Below are 18,156 nucleotides of genomic sequence, written 5' to 3' on the forward strand. Positions count from 1 at the left end.
TGACCCGATGGTGATGGGCTTGTTCCTTGTTGTCAATTTAATGACCGGACAATGAACATTGCGTGACCGTGAAACCATGCAAACTGTGATCCCGATCCGGGGGGCGCACTCATTCTGTGATGAAAGCGTCATCATGGCGCTTTGCCACTGGCCTGCCTCTGCCTTGCTGCTTAGTCTCTCAATATGGATGGAGGTACATGTATGAATCCCAAAGTAGCGGCACGTCAGGCAAGATTGCTCCGCATGCTGGAGAGCAAACAGGAGATCCGGATCGGGCGCGAGCAGGACTGTCCCTTGTCCGTGGCCAAGCTGGTGCGACTCAAGGAGGATCATCCAGCGGTGCTCAAGGTCTATCGTCACGGCCTCACCGCCGAGGTGTTCCACCTCAAGGTGGAGGGACATCACTGGTGCCTGAAGCGGCGCCGGCACGACTCCCTGGTGGCCAACGTGGACGGCAGAACCGCCTTCCTGACCGAGCTGGAGCGCCGCCGCGAGATAGAGGCCCTGCGGGAGTTGCACCCCACCATCCTGGCCAACGTGGTCTGTACCTGTTTTGGCTCGGCCCGGGCCGGCGTGCTGGTCTCCCCCTGGCTGCGGGGCGTGCCGGTGCATGAACTGAACGAGCGCAACCTGGCGCAGATGCTGGCGGTGCAGGCGGAGCTGGCCCATTGGGGCTGGTTCGACTGGGATCCGAGCCCCGGCAACCTGCTCGACGACGGTCAGCAGATCAGCGTGTTCGACTTTGGCTACATGTGGCCCTTTGACCCCCGCCATGAATTCAACTCCAACGGCCTCACCGATCCCGCATTTCACGTGCCGGAGCGGCTGGAGACCCGCACCCTCTCGGGCCTGTGGCTTGACGAGCCGGATCCGCTGCCGCAGTTTCGCTACTGGCGCGGCCTGTGCATCAATTGGGCGCAGCGGGAGCTGCAACACCTGACCCGGGAGGGGGCGAGCGCGCCCGTGCTGGCCCGCTTGCAGAGCCTGCTGGGGGAGTGGCGTTCGGCGCTGGCCAGCGAGGAAGCGCTGGCTGCCAACTGGTGGCGCGACATGTATCGCAGCCACCGGCTCGACATTGCCGACGATCTCAGCGGCAAGAGCTGCGGCCCGCTCACCCTGCGCCGGCTCGACTGGTTGCAGCAGGCGGTGACCGAACACTTCGCCGAGCTGGTGGACAACCTGGGCCCCGACGAGGCGGGCTTAAGTCAGGCGGCGCTGCTGAGCCGGCTGGAAGGGCTGCGCGAGGAGATCCGGGCCAACCTGCTGCCGGTGCCGACCCTGGTGGGCTAGGGAGAACCGCACTTAGATCTCATCTGCGTATCACCCTATATACAAAGAGGGGCCAGCCGGCCCCTCTTTTTATTTCCATGCTGTGTCAGTACATCAATCGAGCAGCTCCTGGTGGAGGCGGTTGACGATATGGCCCGCCTCGTCTTCCTTGACCAGGAAGCAGAGGTTGTGGGCGCTGGCACCGTAACAGATCATGCGGATGTTGTGCTCGCGAATGGCGTCAAAGACCTGACTGCCCACCCCGGCCGCCTCGCTCATCCGGTTGCCGATCAGCGCCACCAGCGCCAGCCCCGTTTCCACCTGCACCTTGCACAGCTGGCCAAGCTCCGCCAGCACCTTGTCGCCGAGGATGGGCTCGCCGTTGCTCTGGCTGCCGGTGTGATCCAGGGTCAGCGACACGCTCACTTCCGAGGTGGTGATGAGATCCACCGAGATGCGGTGGCGGGCCAGGATGCCGAACACCTCGGCCAGAAAACCGTAGGCGTGGAACATGTTGAGGCTGTGCAGGGTGACCAGTACCTGGTTGCGGCGCAGGGCCACGGCGCGAAACAGCGGATTGGTGCGAGTGCTGGCGCGGATCCAGGTGCCGCCGGCGGCCGGATCCTTGCTGGAGCCGACAAACACCGGGATGTCCTGGCGCACCGCTGGCTGCAAGGTGGCCGGGTGCAACACCTTGGCGCCGAAGGTGGCCATCTCGGCCGCCTCCACGAAGCTGATTTCGGGGATGGGACGGGCCCGGGTGACCAGGCGCGGATCCGTGGTGTAGATGCCGGGCACGTCGGTCCAGATCTCGATGGAGCCGGCATCGAGTGCCTCGGCCAACAGGGCCGCGCTGTAATCGGAGCCGCCGCGGCCCAGGGTGGTGGTGCGCCCATCGCCGTCGGCACCGATAAAGCCCTGGGTGATGATGAGGCTGTCGCCAAGCAGGGGGCCCAGCGCGGCCTGGCAGAGGTCGCGGGTGGCGGCCAGATCCACGCTGGCCTTGCCAAAGCGGCTGTCGGTGCGCAGCAACTGGCGCGCATCCTGCCAGCAGGCTTTCACGCCGCGCTGGCGCAGCAGTTCGGTAAAGAGGCGGGTGGACATCAGCTCGCCGCAGGCGATGAGGCGATCAGCCAGTTCGGCATCGGTGTGCAGATGAGCCTGGCGTGCCATGATGCGGATCTCGCCGAGCTGGCCGTGGATGAGGCCACTCAGATCGCCTGGGTCGCCCAGCTCCGTCAGAATGGCCTGCTGGATCTCGGTGAGCCTGACCAGTTGCGCCTCTTGGCCCGCTTCGTCCAGATCGCCTTGAGCCAGTGCCACCAGCAGGTTGGTGACGCCGGCGCTGGCGCTCAGCACCACCACCCGGGTGGCCGGGTTGGCCAGCACCACATCGGCGCAGTTGTTCATGGCTGCCGCGTTGGCGACGCTGGTTCCGCCAAACTTGGCGACATTGATCGGGCTCATTGCTTACTCCTGTCTTAATATGAAAATCCGGATCCATCGGGCAAAAAGAGAGGAGGAGGCTGAAAATGGCAGGAATGATCGAAGCTATCCCGGCCAGAAGCACTCCACCCGAAGAGCCCATCCCGTACCCGCCCCTGATGGGGCGCGGTGGGGGATGGCCACTACCGATGACAACCCGGGGGATTCAGCCCCCGCAGCCGACACTGAGGTTTCCAGTGGCCTCAGATGTCTCGGCGCTGCTCCCCCTGACCCAAGTTCGCCGGACACTGGTGTCCTCCCTCGGGCTGCCTGGGCAGCGCTCCTCTTCTGGCTCCACCAGGGCGGTGGAGTGCATTTAGAAATACCTTGCGTTGGATTGCACTGTCAATCGAGTTTGTGAAAAAGTTCAAAAAGTCAGCCAAGCCAACGCAAAATCAATGGCTTATACGATTGTCTTTGACAAAACCTTGGAACGACGCTGCCAGTTGTAGAGGCGCTGGCGGGCCACCGGCAGATCTTCCACCTCCAGCGGATCGAAGCCCCGTTCCCGGAACCAGTGGATGGAGCGGGTGGTGAGCACGAACAGGCGGCGGATGCCGAGCCGTTTGGCCCGCTCGGCCACCTTGGCCACCAGCTGATCTCCCCGGTTGGAGTTGCGGTAGTCGGGGTGGATGGCGACGCAGGCCATCTCCGCCATCGCCTCTTCCATGAAACAGTAGAGCGCCGCGCAGCCGATGATGAGGCCGTCGCGCTCGATGATGGTGAACTTGTCGATCTCCATCTCCAGCTGCTCGCGGGAGCGGCGCACCAAAATACCTTCCTCCTCCAGCGGGCGGATGAGATCCAGGATGCCACCGATGTCCTCGATGGTGGCGGCGCGCGCCTGCTCGGCGCTTTCGCGCACGATCTGGGTGCCGAGGCCATCGCGGCTGAACAGCTCCTGCAGCATGGCGCCATCATCCTGATAGCTCACCAGGTGGGAGCGGGGCACGCCGCCGCGGCAGGAGGCGATGGCCGCGCGCAGGTAGCGGGCGGTGCCGGACATCTCTTCCCCCGCCTGCTCCAGCTCCACCAGCAACTCTTCGGCCTGTTCGGGGAAGAGCTCGGAGATGGCCTCGCCGTGGCGATCCATCACCCCCTGGGTGCTGCTGAAGCAGATGAGTTTGTCCGCTTTCAGATCCACCGCCACCCGGCGGGCCACCTCTTCCGAGCTCAGGTTGAAGCTCTCGCCGGTGACCGAGCAGCCGATGGGGGAGATGAGCACCAGGCTCTTCTGATCCAGCTGGCGAGTGATCCCCTCCACGTCGATGCGGCGTACCCGGCCGCTGTGGCAAAAATCGATGCCGTCATCCACCCCGAGCGGCTGGGCGGTGACGAAGTTGCCGCTCACCACGCTGATGCGGGCACCCTGCATGGGAGTGTTTGCGAGCCCCATGGAGAGCTGGGCGGTGATGTCGTACTGCAACCCGCCGCACACCTGCTTGATGATGGCGAAGCTCTCGTCATCGGTGACCCGGATGCGCTTGTGGTACTGGGCCTCGATGCCGGCGCGGGCCAGCGCCTCGTCGTTCTGCGGACGGGAGCCGAACACCAGCACCAGGCGAATGCCCAAGGTCTGCAGCAGGGCGATATCGCTGACGATGTTGGCGAAATTGGGGTGGCAGAGGGCTTCTCCCCCCATCATCAGCACGAAGGTGGCGCCTCTGTGCACATTGACGTAGGGGGTAGACTGCCGAAAGGCATAGACCAGGCTGGGTTCGCGTTCACGCACTTGAGGCTTCTTCCATAAAAAAACAGCAATGGGCTCAATATATGAAAATAAATTCACAAATCAAGATTAAATATTGATTTTGCGTGATTTTGTCACCGGGACGGCCAGGCGGACAGAACAGTGGTGACACCAGGCAGGGCAGGGGCGTCAGCGGTGTGAGGGTGCGCCTCAGGTTGATCCCGGCCCATAAACTGTTATCTTCGATATTCCTTTTCGTCAGCTGTGCGATCGCACAGGTTTTTATACAAGGACAGGGTGCATGGAACAGATTATTTCGCCGGCAGACGCGCTGCCGGGACGCCGCGAGGCGATGGTGATTGGCCAGCAGCATGCGGTCAATGGTCACCCGACTCAGGGACCCTGGCCTGAAGGGATGGCGGTGGCCTGGTTCGGCATGGGCTGCTTCTGGGGGGTGGAACGCCTGTTCTGGCAGCAGCCCGGGGTCTACTCCACCGCCGCCGGCTATCAGGGCGGGGTGACCCAGAATCCCACCTACAAGGAGGTGTGCAGCGGATTGACCGGCCATGCCGAGACGGTGCAGGTGGTGTTTGATCCCAAGGTGATCAGTTACGGCGACCTGCTCAAGCTGTTCTGGGAGCAGCACGATCCGGCCCAGGGCATGCGCCAGGGCGGTGACATCGGCACCCAGTACCGCTCCGTCATCTTCTTCGGGGACGACACCCAGGAGGCGATTGCCCAGCAGAGTCTGGCCGCCTACCAGCAGGCGATGACGGCGAGCGGTGACGGGCGCACCATCACCACCCGCATTCTGCCGCTGGTGCCCTTCTATTACGCCGAGGATTACCATCAGCAATATCTGGAGAAGAATCCGGACGGATATTGCGGCCTGGGGGGCATCGGCGTCTGCCTGCCACCGAGCCTCAACCGCTAGGTGAAGATGACGGGTATCTGTGACTTGTCATTGATGGTAAAAAGAAAAAGGCCGCGTTTGCGGCCTTTTTATCGGGCGTTGTCAGGAGAATGAAAAAATCATAAAAAAATGTGTCATGGGTGGGAACTAAATTGAACCCGCTTTGCCTAACCTAGTAGCCACCATGGATGGCGGCTAAGACCAGACACATTTCTTGCCTCGAAAATTCATAAAAGTCATTGAAAAGCTTGATGAGTTGAAATGATAGCAAGCAGGGCTGCCCGTTGAAGGCGGCCCTTTTCATGTTTGCGGTGCGGAAAATTTGCGAAGGAGTGGCGAACTTGGCGTTCGCCATTGTGATCAGCTGATGGCGCCGTCAAACAGGTTCTTGATGAGGTCGATGAACTCTTCGAGGAAGGCTTTCTGCTCCGGGGTCGGGGCGCGCAGCCAGACGGCGGAGAGCACCTCTTCCAGATCGGCCACCACCGCATCGGCTTCCTGCATGATCACGAAGCGCAACTTGGGATCGAGCTGCGGGTTCTGCTCGCAGATGGCCATCAGGTTGCTGGCCACCCGGCCGCTCACCAGATCTTCGATGGTCTGTTCACCACTGCTCTGTTGCTGGGTTTCAAACAGTCCCAGACTCTCCACCAGATACTCAATCAGGGCGATATAGCCTTCGCTTTCTACAACCATGGCGGCCTCAATCCTCAACAATACGAAAAAACTGTGCGTATTTTAGTGGCTGGACCTAGCTTGGCAAGCGGCAGTGCAGGCGATAACGGATAAAACTGACCCCGCCGCGCTCCACGCTCTCCAATCCGGTCAGCTCAAAGCCATACCGTAAAAATAGCCCATAGCTGAAGACGCTGGCTTCCGTTGTCAGCTGTGTGAGTCCGAGCCGTTTTGCCTCGGCGAGGGCCGCAGCCAGCAGCTGGCTGCCATAGCCCCGGCGCGGGTGATCGGCGCTCACATAGAGCAGGCTGAGGTGGCCATCCTGACTCAGGGTGACGAAACCGAGTGGTTCGCCGCCTTGCTCCAGCACCCAGCCGTGGTGCTCGCGCAGCTGGCCGGCAAAGCCGGGATGATGGGCGCCGAGGGCCCATTGCTCGACCTGCTCCGGGCTGTAGTGCTGGGGGCCAATCCTTCTCACCGACTGCTCGAACAGGGCGCAAAGGGCGGGGATGTGTTGCTCGTTCAGCTGGACGAGCCTGGGCTCTGCTGCCATGGCGGGGCTCATCGCTGCGGTGCCTGCGGGCGCTTGGCCTTGGGCAGACCGGCCACCACCCGCTCGTAGGAGTGATGCACCCAGCCCTGCCAGAGATCGTCGGCCAGGCTGTCGTTGAAGGTAACCGTGTTCCAGTGCTGCTTGTTCATGTGCCAGCCCGGTTTGACCTCGGGGTGGAGTTCGCGCAGCAGCAGGGCCAGCTCGGGTTCGCACTTGAGGTTCAGCCGCAGCGGATCGGCCTGCCAGTCCAGCAGGGCAAACATCTTGCCGGCGATGCGATAGACCAGGATCTCTGGGCCGAAGGGGGTATCCTCCTGAGCGCCCGGCAGGGTCAGCAGAAAGGATCTCAAACGGGTCAATTCCATGGTCATGTTCCTCGCCGCTTGCGGTGCAAACGTATTAGTCGGGTGAAAAAATCTGCTAAGATGCGCGCCTACTATACCCCAATGCCGTCGATGAGGGAGTCGCAAGATGCTGTATCACAAGACCTTCGAGCTGGGTCCCGAGCGGGATTGGGTAGTATTCGTGCACGGGGCGGGCGGCAGCTCCTCCATCTGGTTCAAGCAGCTGCGCGCCTATCGCGAACACTTCAACGTGCTGTTGCTGGACCTGCGTGGTCACGGTCAGTCCCACAAGCTGCAGCAGGTGATCAAGGGCCACTACAGCTTTCGGGCGGTGACCGAGGATATCCTGCAACTGCTCGATCACCTCAACATTCGCCGCGCCCACTTCGTCGGCATCTCCCTTGGCACCATCCTCATTCGCCATCTGGCGGAGCTTTGTCCCGAGCGGGTCAAGAGTATGGTGCTGGGCGGCGCCATTTTGCGGCTCGACATCCGCTCACGGGTGCTGGTGCAGCTCGGCCGCCTCGGCCAGCATATCCTGCCTTACATGTGGCTCTACCGGCTGTTTGCCTTCATCATCATGCCGCGCCAGCACCATCAGGAGTCGCGCAACCTGTTCGTGCGCGAGGCGCGCAAATTGTGCCAAAAAGAGTTCAAGCGCTGGTTTCGTCTCGCCACCGAGGTGAACCCCCTGATGCGCTACTTCAAGGAGCGGGCCCTGCCCATTCCGACCCTCTATGTGATGGGGGAGGAAGATCACATGTTCCTGGCGCCGGTGCGCGAACAGGTGGCGCGCGATCCCTACAGCCGGCTCGAGATCATCGACGGCTGCGGCCACGTCTGCAACGTGGAGCGGCCAGAGCACTTCAACCGCCAGTCGCTGGCCTTTCTCACCGCCCAGCCCGGCTGAATTGGCGCCAGCCGCTGATTTGATGCGGCCCTGGTGGCTTGAGCCTGCGAGGTCATGTCAGGTTTTGGCCGGCAATCGCCGGGTGCTAGTCCACTACTACCCGGCCGGCTGAGCCCTTGGTTACCCTGTGACTCCCATCACCAAGGAGTCCCTATGACCAAACTCGTCCACACCATGATCCGGGTTCGCGACCTGGATAGATCCGTGCGTTTCTACCGCGAGGCCCTCGAGCTGGCGGTGCGGGATCACTTCCCCTTCGACGGTTTTTCCCTCACCTACCTTGCCAATGACCAGAGTGGCTTCGAGCTCGAATTGACCCACAACCAGGGTCAGGCCGAGCCCTACAGCCATGGCAACGGCTATGGCCATCTGGCGGTGACGGTGGAAGGCATCGAGGCGACGCATCAGCGTCTGACGGCGCTGGGTCTGGCCCCTGCGCCGGTCAAGGCGATGCACCATGAGGGCACCCTGCTGGCCCGGCTGTTCTTTTTGACCGACCCCGACGGTTACCAGATCGAGTTCATCGAACGGGCCGGCCGCTTCGCCTGAGCTTGAAGAGTGGAATAAGAAGGGGCTGCAGCCTGGTGCTGCGGCCCTTTTTTCATGAGGAAGGAAAAGGCCCCTCAGGCGGCGACGTCCTGCTCCTGTCTCGCTTCCAGATGGACCAGACAGGAGCAGCGCAGCAGGGAGGCAAAGTTGCTCATCTCCATGCCGTTGCCGAGCGCCTCCTGATAGAGCTCGGAGAGAAACAGTCCCATGGAGCGTCCCTGGGCCTGGCAGAGCTGCTCCAGGATGGTCCAGAACTTGTTTTCCAGCCGGATGCTGGTGCTGTGGCCGCAGATCCGCACCGAGCGGGTGGTGCAGGCGTAGTGACTGGGATCCTGGCCGGAGAAGACGGTGCACATGGGCTGGTCCTGAGCGGTAAAGGGGAGGGCCATGGTAGGCAACTCTGCCGCCCGGGTCAAAAAAGCCCCCCGTTGACACAGGATGAGCGCCATCCCCCGTCAGCCAAAATAGTGGGCGATGTCGAGGTAGCGCTGGCGGATGTGCTCGATCAGCAGCCGGATCTTGCGCGGTGGCTGGCGGGTAAAGGGGTAGACGGCGTAGATGCCGAGCTTCTTGCCCACCTGATCGGGGAAGAGATCCACCAGCTCGCCGTTCATCAGATCGTGATAGACCAGGCAACGCGGCACATAGACGATGCCGCGTCCTCCCAGCGCCGCCTTGCGCAGGGCGCCGGCGTTGTCGGTGCAAAAGCTGCCCGATACCGACAGCAGGTAGTTGCCCTCTTCCCCCTTGAAGGCCCACTCCGAGGCCCCCGTGCTCTGGTAGGCGTAGCGCAGGCAGTTGTGGGCGAGCAAGTCTGATGGCTCGCGCGGCGCCCCGAAGCGGCGCACATAGGCGGGGGCGGCGCAGATCACCCACTGGGAGTCGAGAATGTGGCGGGCGATGAGGCTGGAGTCATCCAGATAGCCGGTGCGAATGACCAGGTCGAACCCCTCTTCCACCAGATTGACGAAGCGGTTGTCCAGCGACATCTCCACCGTGAGCCCCGGGTGCTGCTGGCAAAAATCGGCCACCGCATCGGCGAGCAAGAGCTCGCCGGAGATGGTGGGCACCGACATCCGCACATGGCCGCTCACCTTTTCACCAAAACCCGCCACCGCGTCGAAGGCGTCCAGTGCGGCGGCCTTCACATTTTTGGCACCCTGATAGAGCTCCTTGCCCGCCTCGCTCAGGGTGAGCCGGCGGGTGGTGCGATAGAGCAGCTGCACCCCGAGTTCTTCCTCCAGGCGTCCGATCCGCTTGCTAACCACTGAATTTGTCAGGGAATTTTGTTCAGCTACCTTGCTGAAGGAGCCGGCTTCCACCACTTGTGCGAAGAGGATGAGGTCGTCAGTACTGGCCATATTGATCAACTTTTGGAACGAATGTTGTTCATTATTTCCATATATCGCGAAAAAGGAACAGGGTAAGGTCACGTCCGCTTAACAAAACAACAACAAGGTGCGCCTCTGCACCGCTCGGACAAGGACGCAATGATGACAGACACCCTGCTGGCCCTGGTGGCCTTCTCGCCGATCCTGGTGGCCGCCGTGCTGCTGGTCGGCCTTAACTGGCCCGCCAAGCGCGCCATGCCCGTCGCCTTTTTGTTGACTGTGTTCATTGCCCTGTGGGGCTGGCAGATGAGCCCGACCCGGGTCTTTGCCTCCACCCTGCAGGGGCTGGTGATCACGGTGACCGTGCTCTGGATCGTGTTCGGCGCCATCCTGATGCTCAACACCCTCAAACACACCGGCGCCATCAGCGCCATTCGCGGCGGTTTTACCAACATCTCGCCGGACAGGCGCATCCAGGCCATCATCATCGCCTGGTGCTTCGGCGCCTTTATCGAAGGGGCCTCCGGTTTTGGCACCCCGGCCGCCATCGCGGCGCCGCTGCTGGTGGCCATCGGCTTTCCGGCGCTGGCCGCGGTGCTGCTCGGCATGATGATCCAGTCCACACCTGTGTCGTTCGGCGCGGTGGGCACCCCCATTCTGGTGGGGATCAACAAGGGGCTGGATAACCAGGCCATCGGCCAGACCCTGAGCGCCGGCGGCAGCAGCTGGGAGGTCTACCTGCAGCAGGTGACCACCAACGTGGCCCTCATTCACGCCACCGTCGGCACCCTGATGCCGGTGCTGATGGTGATGATGCTGACCCGCTTCTTCGGCCGCCATCGCAGCTGGACCGAGGGGCTCGCCATTCTGCCCTTCGCGATTTTTGCCGGGCTCGCCTTCACCGTCCCCTATGCCCTGACCGGCATGCTGCTCGGCCCCGAGTTCCCGTCCCTCATCGGCGGTCTGGTGGGGCTGGCCCTGGTGGTGACGGCGGCGCGGGCTGGTTTTCTGGTGCCAACAACCAGCTGGGATTTCGCCCCCGAGCAGGAGTGGCCCGCCGAGTGGCTGGGCTCCCTCAAGCTCGATCTCAAAGAAGCTGCCGCCAGCCCCATGTCGCTCATGCTGGCCTGGCTCCCCTATGTGGCGCTGGCCCTCTTGCTGGTGGCCAGCCGGGTGAGCCCGGAGTTCAAGGCAAACCTCCTGTCGGTGAGCCTTGCCTTCACGGATTTGCTGGGGGAGAAGGGGGTCAGCGCCTCCATTGAGCCGCTCTACCTGCCGGGCGGCCTGCTGGTGCTCTGCGCCCTGCTCGCCACCTTGCTGCAATCGCGCTCCTTCACCCCCTTCGGGAGGGCTCTTGGGGAGTCCAGCCGCACCCTGATCGGCGCCGGCTTTGTGCTGATCTTCACCGTGCCCATGGTGCGCATCTTCATCAACTCCGGCGTCAACGGGGCGGATCTCGCCAGCATGCCGGTGACCACCGCGAACTTTGCCGCCGGGCTGGTGGGGGAGTTCTTCCCGGCGCTCAGCGCCACTATCGGCGCGCTGGGGGCCTTTATCGCCGGCTCCAACACGGTGTCGAACATGATGTTCAGCCAGTTCCAGTTTGAAGTGGCGCAGACCCTGGGTGTCTCCACCGCCGCCATGCTGGCGCTGCAGGCCGTGGGCGCCGCCGCCGGCAACATGATTGCCATTCACAACGTGGTGGCGGCGTCGGCCACCGTGGGGCTGCTCGGCCGTGAGGGGGCGACGCTGCGTAAGACCGCGCTGCCGACCCTCTACTACCTGCTGGCCACCGGCCTGATCGGGCTGGCGCTCATGTACAGCTTCCACATCTCGGACGTCCTGCTGCAGCTGAAGTAAAGGAGAGCAAGTGATGAAGGTAATGCGGGTCTATCCGGCCAAGCCAGCCGATGTCTATCTCTACGCCACCTGTCTGGTGGACCTGTTCGACCCGGTGGCGGGGCTCGATGCCATCGCCCTGCTTGAGCGGGAAAGGATAAGGGTGCACTTTGTCGAGAAACAGACCTGCTGCGGGCAGCCGGCCTACACCTCGGGCCATGAAGAGGAGGCGCGCCAGGTGGCGCAAAGCCAGATGGCGCTTTTCCCCGAGCCCTGGCCGGTGGTGGTGCTGTCGGGCTCCTGCGGCGGCATGATGCACCACCACTATGCGCGCCTCTTTCCCGAGAGCTCCGAGGTGGCGGCGTTTTGCGAGCGGGTGTTCGAGCTCACCGAGTTTCTGGCCCAGGTCTGCCGGGTGCGCTGGCACGGGGTGGGGAGTGCAAGCATCGTCATGCACACCTCCTGCTCGGCCCGGCGCGAGATGCAGGTGCACAGCCGGGCCCGTGCCCTGCTGGGTCAGCTCGATGGGGTCACCTTGCATGAGCAGGCCTACGAGAGCGAGTGCTGCGGCTTTGGCGGCACCTTCTCGGTGCGCCATCCCCACATCAGCCAGGCCATGGTGGAGGACAAGACCCGCCACCTGCTGGCCACCGGCGCCGACACCCTGGTGAGCGCCGACTGGGGATGCCTCTTGAACATCAAGGGATCCCTGGCCTATCAGGGCAAGGTACTGCCCGCCATGCACCTGGCCAGCTTCCTGCTCGCCCACAGCGAGCCGGTGGCTCAGTGCTTACAAGAGCCAAAACAGGAGGCCCATCATGAGTGAGCACGCCAAGTATTCGCCGCGCCGCTTCCATCCCCAGGCCGAGGCGGCCCTGGCCGACCCCGTGCTGCGCCAGAATTTTCGCGGCGCCATGGATTACCTGCGCGCCAAGCGCCGCGATGCCTTCGCCGACCCCGCCGAAGAAGCGGCGGTGCGCGATGCGGCGGAGCAGATCCGCCAGCGCTGTCTCTCGCGTCTGCCGGACCTTTTGGAGCAGCTCGAAGCCAACTGTGAGCGCAACGGCATCCGGGTGCACTGGGCCCAGACGCCGGTCGAGGCCAACGCCATCATCCTTCGCATAGCCCAAAAACATGGGGTGAGCAGCATCGTCAAGGGCAAGTCCATGGTGAGCGAGGAGGTAGGCTTCAACCACGAGATGGCGCGCCACGGCATCCGCTGCCTTGAGAGCGACATGGGGGAGTTTATCGTCCAGCTCGACGGCGACACCCCGTCCCACATCATCATGCCCGCCATCCACAAGAACAAGCAGGAGGTGAGTGACACCTTCGCAAGCAACCTCGAAGGCTTCACCCCCACCACGGACGTGGACGCCCTGATCCAGACCGGGCGGCGGGCCCTGCGTGAAGAGTTTCGCCGCGCCGGCATGGGGCTCTCCGGCGTCAACTTTGCGGTGGCCGAGACCGGCAGCCTGTGCCTCGTCGAGAACGAGGGCAACGGGCGCATGTGCACCACGGTGCCGAAAGTGCACGTGGCCATCACCGGCATCGAGAAGGTGGTGGAGTGCTTATCCGACGTGCCGCCCCTTTACAGCGCCCTGACCCGCTCGGCCACCGGTCAGGCCATCACCACCTACTTCAACGTCATCAGCGGCCCGCGCCGGGCAGGGGAGCTGGACGGCCCGGACGAGGTGCACCTGGTGCTGCTGGACAACGGCCGCAGCCAGGCTTACCGGGACGAGGAGCTGCGCAAGACATTGCAGTGCATCCGCTGCGGCGCCTGCATGAACCACTGCCCGGTCTACACCCGCATCGGCGGCCACGCCTACGGCACCATCTACCCGGGCCCCATCGGCAAGATAGTTTCCCCCCACCTGCTGGGGCTGAAAAGCACGAGTGATCTGGTGACGGCGTCGAGCCTGTGCGGCGCCTGTGGCGAGGTGTGCCCGGTGCGCATCCCCATACCCGACCTGTTGCAGCGCCTGCGCCGGGAGGCCAAACACGACGCACAGCCCGGCCACGCACCGCTGGCGGGGCAGGGGGCGGCCAAGAGCCGGCTCGAGACGCTTGCCATGCAGGGCTTTGCCTTTGCCGCCACCCACCCGCGCCTCTATCACGCCGCGACCGGGGTGGCCGGTCGCCTGCGGGGCTTGATGCCCAAACATCTGGGCCCCTGGACCCAGTGCCGCGAGGCCCCCAAACCCGCCCCCCAGAGCCTGCACGCCCTGCTGCGCCAGAAGAAGAAGGAGTCCTGATATGTCGAGCAAAGAGGCCATATTAAGCCGCCTGCGCGGCGCCGCCCCCCCCATGGCACATGCCCACCATGGCTGGCAGCCTTGGCGCGGGGAGGATGAACAGGCACGGCGCGAGCGCTTTGTTGCCGGGATCTGCGCCAGCCACGCCGAGATCCTCACCGTCAAGGAGGCAAACCTGGCCCAGGATCTGAGCGCCTGGCTGGATGAAGAAGGCATGACGCATCTGGCCTGTGGTCAGGGTGGCCGCTGGCAGGCGGCGGTTGCGGCGGCTTGCGTCGGGCGATCTGTGTTGACCCCGGCGGGGGAGTTTGCCAGCTGGAAAGACGATCTGTTTGACGTCTGTCAGGCGGGCATCACCCACTGCGCGGGGGCCATCGCCGATACCGGGACGCTGGTGTTGCTGCCCGATGGTGGCGAGCCGCGCACTATTTCGCTTGTGCCCCCCTGCCATATCGCCCTGCTGGCGGCTTCCACCATCGCCGACAACCTGGCGGGGCTGGTGGCGGCCGGGCGCTGGCAGCAGGCCATGCCCACCAACCTGCTGCTGGTCTCCGGCCCCTCCAAGACCGCCGACATCCAGCAGACCCTGGCCTACGGCGCCCACGGCCCGAGCCGCCTCTTGGTAGTGCTGGTGGAGGATTGCTGATGCCTTGGAACCAGTTTGACGCCGCCGTGCTTGAGTGCATCCCGCCGGAGCGGCTGGTGAGCGACCCTGATCTTCGGCTGGCCCACGGCACGGACGCCAGCTTCTACCGGCTGGTACCCGAGCGCATCGTGCGCCTCGACTCCCTTGATGAGGTGCGCTTCGTGCTCGGGGTGTGCCGCGAATTGGGCCTACCGTGCACCTTTCGCGCCGCCGGCACCAGCCTCTCGGGCCAGGCCCTGAGCGATTCGGTGCTCATCACCCTGACCGACAGTTGGCGCGGTCATCACATTCTGGACGAGGGGGCGCGCATCGCCCTGCAACCCGGGGTGATCGGCGCCGATGCCAACCGCTATCTGGCGCCTCTGGGCCGCAAGATTGGGCCTGATCCGGCCTCCATCAACGCCTGCAAGCTTGGCGGCATCGCCGCCAACAACGCGAGCGGCATGTGCTGCGGCACCGCCCACAACAGCTATCACACCTTGCACGCCATGACCTTGCTGCTGGCAGATGGCACAGTGCTGGACAGCGGTGATCCCCACAGCCGCGCCGCCTTGGCGGCCAGGCGCCCGGAGCTGCTGGCCGGGCTCGCCGCATTGCGCGCCGAGGTGCTGGCGAACGCCGAGCTTGCCGCGAAAATTCGCCACAAGTACCGGCTCAAGAACACCACCGGCTACGCCATCAATGCCCTGCTCGACCATGAGGACCCTATCGATATCCTCACCCACCTGATGATTGGCTCGGAGGGGACCCTCGGCTTTATCGCCGAGGTGGTGCTCGACACAGTGCCCGAATACCCCCACAAGGCCTCGGCCCTGCTGGTGTTTCGGGACGCGGAGCAAGCGTGTCTGGCCACCTCGCGCCTGAAAAGTGCGCCGGTGGCAGCGGTGGAGCTGATGGATGGGCGCTCCCTTCGCTCGGTGGCGGGCAAGCCCGGCCTGCCGGACTTTATCAAGGCGCTGGATCTGGCTGCCTGCGCCCTGCTTGTCGAGGTGCATGGGGAGTCGAAAGAGGAGCTGGTCGATCGCTGCGAGCAGGTGATGGGCATGGCCGCCGAGTTCGCCCAGGTCGCCTCGGTGCCTTTTACCAGCGACAGCGCCGGCCTCTGGGCCATTCGCAAGGGGCTCTTCCCGGCGGTGGGGGCGGTGCGCACCACCGGCACCACCGTCATCATCGAGGATGTCGCCTTTCCCATCGAACGTCTGGCCGAAGGGGTGGCGGGGCTGCAGCAACTGTTCGATCGCTTCGAATACGGTGAAGCCATCATCTTTGGCCACGCGCTGGAGGGGAACCTGCACTTCGTCTTTACCCAGGGCTTTGACGATCCGGCCCAGGTGGCCCGCTACGGCGCCTTTATGGATGCGGTAGCCGAGCTGGTCGCGGTGCGCTTTGGCGGGTCGCTCAAGGCCGAGCACGGCACCGGCCGCAACATGGCCCCCTATGTGGAGCTGGAATGGGGGCCGGAGGGGATGGCGCTGATGCGGCGCATCAAGGCGCTGCTGGACCCAGCTGGCATGCTCAATCCCGGCGTCATCATCAACGACGACCCCAAGGCCCACCTGACCCACCTCAAGCCCATGCCGGCGAGCGATGCCATCGTCGATCCGTGTATCGAGTGCGGCTTTTGCGAGGCAGTCTGCCCCTCGCGCACCCTGTCACTGTCGCCGCGCCAGCGCATCGTGCTCTATCGCGAGCTGGCCCGCCGCAATCGTGCCGATGAGCCCTCCAACCAGTTGGCCCGGCTGTTTGACTATCAGGGCATCGACACCTGCGCCGCCACTGGGCTCTGCGCCGATCGCTGCCCGGTCGGCATCAACACCGGAGCGCTCATCAAGAAGCTGCGCACTGACAAGTACCAGCGCTTCGTGCCCATCGCCCGCTGGAGCGCCGATCACTTCGCTGGCGTTACCCGCACGGCGCGCAGTGCGCTGGGCCTCAAAGCCATTGTCGGCAAGCTGTTGGGAGACACAGCGCTGGCGGGATTGGTGAATGGGGTTCGCCATCTGAGCGGCCAGCGCACACCCGCCTGGCTGCCCACCCTGCCGGGGCCGAGCCGTTACCAGTGGTCGCAAGGGGAGGGAAGCCATGGCGGATCCAGCGAGCGCGCTGTGGTTTATCTGCCGTCGTGCGCCAGCCGGGTATTCGGCCAGCAGGAGGATGCCCCGTCACTGCCAGACGTGGTGTTATCCCTGCTCAAGAAGGCGGGTTGCCTAGTCATAGTGCCGAAAGGCATTGAGGGACTCTGCTGTGGCATGCCCTATGACAGCAAGGGGATGAGCGAGGTGGCTGCCGCCAAGCGTACTGAGCTGGCGGCGGCCCTGTGGCAGGCAAGCGAGCAGGGGCGCTGGCCCGTGCTGCTCGATACCAGCCCCTGCGTGCAGCGACTGCTTTCAGGTGCGCTCGGCAAGGGCCTGCGGGTGTTTGAGCCCGCTACCTTTGTGCTGGAACACCTGCTGCCCCACCTTGAGCTGACCCCCATCGATGAGACCGTGATGCTCCATATCACCTGCAGCAGCCGGCGCATGGGGCTGGGGGAGAATATGCTGGCGCTGGCTCGCGCCTGCGCCCGCGAGGTGATCGTGCCTGAGCATATCCAGTGCTGCGGCTTTGCCGGCGACAAGGGGCTGATGACCCCGGAGCTCAACGCAGCCGCGCTCGCCAGCCTGCCCACCCAGGTGCCCAGCGATTGCCGTCAGGGATTCAGCAACAGCCGTACCTGCGAGATGGGACTGAGCCAGCACGCCGGCATTCCCTATCACAGCATCCTCTATCTGGTGGATCAGGCTGCGAAATAGATAATCCCCCCGGCAGAATATATTCTGTCAGGGGGCTATCTCAAGAAGAGTGAGTGTTTTTTAGTAATTCATGTTGCCTTTGTATTGGTCAATGTGACTTAAATATATGCAGGCATACTTTTCATTTCATATGAAATTCCATGTAAAATAGAACTCTCAATTTTGGATTGAAAGCCATTCACGAAAATAGAGTTTACTTCGTAGTAGGAGTAAAACATTGATATACCACTGCGATATGAGCACTCTTCCCTGTTCCCCAGTCACATGGCTCTCTATTATATGTGGTGTAGAATAGGACACCACCATTTGGCATATCTTGTGCCTGTTTTGGGTTCATAACAGTCACACCATCCTCTGCTCCACCACATATACTATGCACACTAATAGAGCCAAGACATTGTCCTTGAGGAAGAAATTGACAGTCATCCTCTTTCCAAGAATATCTATTGTCTGCTCTTTTAACCTCACCTACATTGAAAACCTTTTTACATTCAGTAATAAATGAGAATGGCAGCTTTGTATTTTCGTTAGCGAACGCTGGAATTGAAAACAATACCATTAGCAAAAACTTTTTCATGTTTTTCCTCCAATGTGAATAAGTCATGCTACAGATGGATTAATTGTGGGTGAAGTACCCATGTGGGGGGCAATATTGATCTAATTTATTTGAATCTTTAGTGTTCTGTAGCATCCATTGAATTTTCTTTGCAGAGGGTAGTGTTTTTAGTTGATGGGGATTGTGAGCAGACATTAGCTTCGGAATGGAGGGGCATAATAAATTATGCTGTTGGAAGAAGAGTGAAAATCGGTGGGGTTCGCCATTTAAATGTTTTGTTTAATAATGGGATGCCGGTCATTTATCGTAGCATGGGTATATTTAGGTCCAGCTAATTTTCAGCCATCAC

Annotated in this window: 17 protein-coding genes and 1 riboswitch; of the genes, 9 read left to right on the plus strand and 8 right to left on the minus strand. The window is 62.6% G+C overall.

All coding sequences use genetic code 11. The features are described 5' to 3' along the window. Positions 1 to 201 precede the first annotated feature (201 nt). Positions 202 to 1,290 (plus strand): hypothetical protein, encoded by a 1,089-nt coding sequence (locus QLG02_RS04310; RefSeq protein ID WP_024944922.1) that lies wholly within the window; start codon positions 202 to 204, stop codon positions 1,288 to 1,290. A 93-nt stretch (positions 1,291 to 1,383) separates the two neighbouring features. Here the strand turns inward: QLG02_RS04310 and lysC are convergent, their stop codons facing one another. Then, the gene (gene lysC / locus QLG02_RS04315; protein ID WP_282464595.1) at positions 1,384 to 2,736 is read right to left on the minus strand and encodes a lysine-sensitive aspartokinase 3; all 1,353 of its coding nucleotides are present in this window, start codon (positions 2,734 to 2,736) and stop codon (positions 1,384 to 1,386) included. Between the two features lie 89 nt (positions 2,737 to 2,825). Then, a riboswitch (Lysine riboswitch) is annotated at positions 2,826 to 3,050 on the minus strand. A 107-nt stretch (positions 3,051 to 3,157) separates the two neighbouring features. Beyond that, complete coding sequence (argA, locus tag QLG02_RS04320) at positions 3,158 to 4,486, minus strand: amino-acid N-acetyltransferase (protein ID WP_011706389.1); 1,329 nt, start codon at positions 4,484 to 4,486, stop codon at positions 3,158 to 3,160. A 259-nt stretch (positions 4,487 to 4,745) separates the two neighbouring features. Here argA and msrA point away from each other — a divergent pair, with 259 nt between their 5' ends. Then, positions 4,746 to 5,378, plus strand: a complete 633-nt coding sequence (gene msrA, locus QLG02_RS04325; RefSeq protein ID WP_282464596.1) for a peptide-methionine (S)-S-oxide reductase MsrA — start codon at positions 4,746 to 4,748, stop codon at positions 5,376 to 5,378. Between the two features lie 339 nt (positions 5,379 to 5,717). Here the strand turns inward: msrA and QLG02_RS04330 are convergent, their stop codons facing one another. The 3 genes from QLG02_RS04330 to QLG02_RS04340 are packed head-to-tail and all read right to left on the minus strand — an operon-like array spanning position 5,718 to position 6,950. Next, the gene (locus tag QLG02_RS04330) at positions 5,718 to 6,053 is read right to left on the minus strand and encodes a DUF3802 family protein (protein ID WP_024944925.1); all 336 of its coding nucleotides are present in this window, start codon (positions 6,051 to 6,053) and stop codon (positions 5,718 to 5,720) included. 55 nt (positions 6,054 to 6,108) lie between these two features. Further along, entirely contained in the window at positions 6,109 to 6,597 is a 489-nt protein-coding gene (locus QLG02_RS04335; RefSeq protein WP_270826379.1) for a GNAT family N-acetyltransferase, read from the minus strand. Next, complete coding sequence (locus QLG02_RS04340) at positions 6,594 to 6,950, minus strand: MmcQ/YjbR family DNA-binding protein (RefSeq protein WP_029300443.1); 357 nt, start codon at positions 6,948 to 6,950, stop codon at positions 6,594 to 6,596. Before QLG02_RS04340 ends, QLG02_RS04335 begins: the two co-directional genes overlap by 4 nt. A gap of 106 nt (positions 6,951 to 7,056) precedes the next feature. Here QLG02_RS04340 and QLG02_RS04345 point away from each other — a divergent pair, with 106 nt between their 5' ends. After that, positions 7,057 to 7,839 (plus strand): alpha/beta hydrolase, encoded by a 783-nt coding sequence (locus tag QLG02_RS04345; protein WP_005302068.1) that lies wholly within the window; start codon positions 7,057 to 7,059, stop codon positions 7,837 to 7,839. 153 nt (positions 7,840 to 7,992) lie between these two features. Beyond that, positions 7,993 to 8,388 (plus strand): VOC family protein, encoded by a 396-nt coding sequence (locus QLG02_RS04350; RefSeq protein WP_242798632.1) that lies wholly within the window; start codon positions 7,993 to 7,995, stop codon positions 8,386 to 8,388. Positions 8,389 to 8,462: 74 nt separating this feature from the next. Here the strand turns inward: QLG02_RS04350 and QLG02_RS04355 are convergent, their stop codons facing one another. Beyond that, entirely contained in the window at positions 8,463 to 8,777 is a 315-nt protein-coding gene (locus QLG02_RS04355) for a ribbon-helix-helix domain-containing protein (RefSeq protein ID WP_242798634.1), read from the minus strand. Positions 8,778 to 8,843: 66 nt separating this feature from the next. Further along, positions 8,844 to 9,821 carry a LysR family transcriptional regulator gene (locus QLG02_RS04360; protein ID WP_073350623.1) on the minus strand — a complete coding sequence of 326 codons (978 nt, stop codon included), beginning with the start codon at positions 9,819 to 9,821 and terminating at the stop codon, positions 8,844 to 8,846. 60 nt (positions 9,822 to 9,881) lie between these two features. Here QLG02_RS04360 and QLG02_RS04365 point away from each other — a divergent pair, with 60 nt between their 5' ends. The 5 genes from QLG02_RS04365 to QLG02_RS04385 are packed head-to-tail and all read left to right on the plus strand — an operon-like array spanning position 9,882 to position 17,251. Beyond that, entirely contained in the window at positions 9,882 to 11,579 is a 1,698-nt protein-coding gene (locus QLG02_RS04365) for an L-lactate permease (protein ID WP_282464597.1), read from the plus strand. 13 nt (positions 11,580 to 11,592) lie between these two features. Continuing rightward, the gene (locus tag QLG02_RS04370) at positions 11,593 to 12,384 is read left to right on the plus strand and encodes a (Fe-S)-binding protein (RefSeq protein ID WP_282464657.1); all 792 of its coding nucleotides are present in this window, start codon (positions 11,593 to 11,595) and stop codon (positions 12,382 to 12,384) included. Then, positions 12,377 to 13,813: a LutB/LldF family L-lactate oxidation iron-sulfur protein gene (locus QLG02_RS04375; protein ID WP_282464598.1), complete on the plus strand. Its 1,437-nt coding sequence runs from the start codon at positions 12,377 to 12,379 to the stop codon at positions 13,811 to 13,813. The genes QLG02_RS04370 and QLG02_RS04375 overlap by 8 nt, the downstream gene beginning before the upstream one ends. Before the next feature lies 1 nt (position 13,814). Beyond that, complete coding sequence (locus tag QLG02_RS04380; protein ID WP_282464599.1) at positions 13,815 to 14,459, plus strand: LUD domain-containing protein; 645 nt, start codon at positions 13,815 to 13,817, stop codon at positions 14,457 to 14,459. Further along, complete coding sequence (locus QLG02_RS04385; protein WP_282464600.1) at positions 14,459 to 17,251, plus strand: FAD-binding and (Fe-S)-binding domain-containing protein; 2,793 nt, start codon at positions 14,459 to 14,461, stop codon at positions 17,249 to 17,251. Before QLG02_RS04380 ends, QLG02_RS04385 begins: the two co-directional genes overlap by 1 nt. A 193-nt stretch (positions 17,252 to 17,444) precedes the next feature. Here the strand turns inward: QLG02_RS04385 and QLG02_RS04390 are convergent, their stop codons facing one another. Beyond that, positions 17,445 to 17,828 (minus strand): hypothetical protein, encoded by a 384-nt coding sequence (locus tag QLG02_RS04390; protein WP_268031129.1) that lies wholly within the window; start codon positions 17,826 to 17,828, stop codon positions 17,445 to 17,447. Positions 17,829 to 18,156: the final 328 nt, after the last annotated feature.

Origin of the sequence: Aeromonas sp. V90_14, assembly GCF_029967615.1 — a bacterium.
GTDB lineage: Bacteria > Pseudomonadota > Gammaproteobacteria > Enterobacterales > Aeromonadaceae > Aeromonas > Aeromonas hydrophila.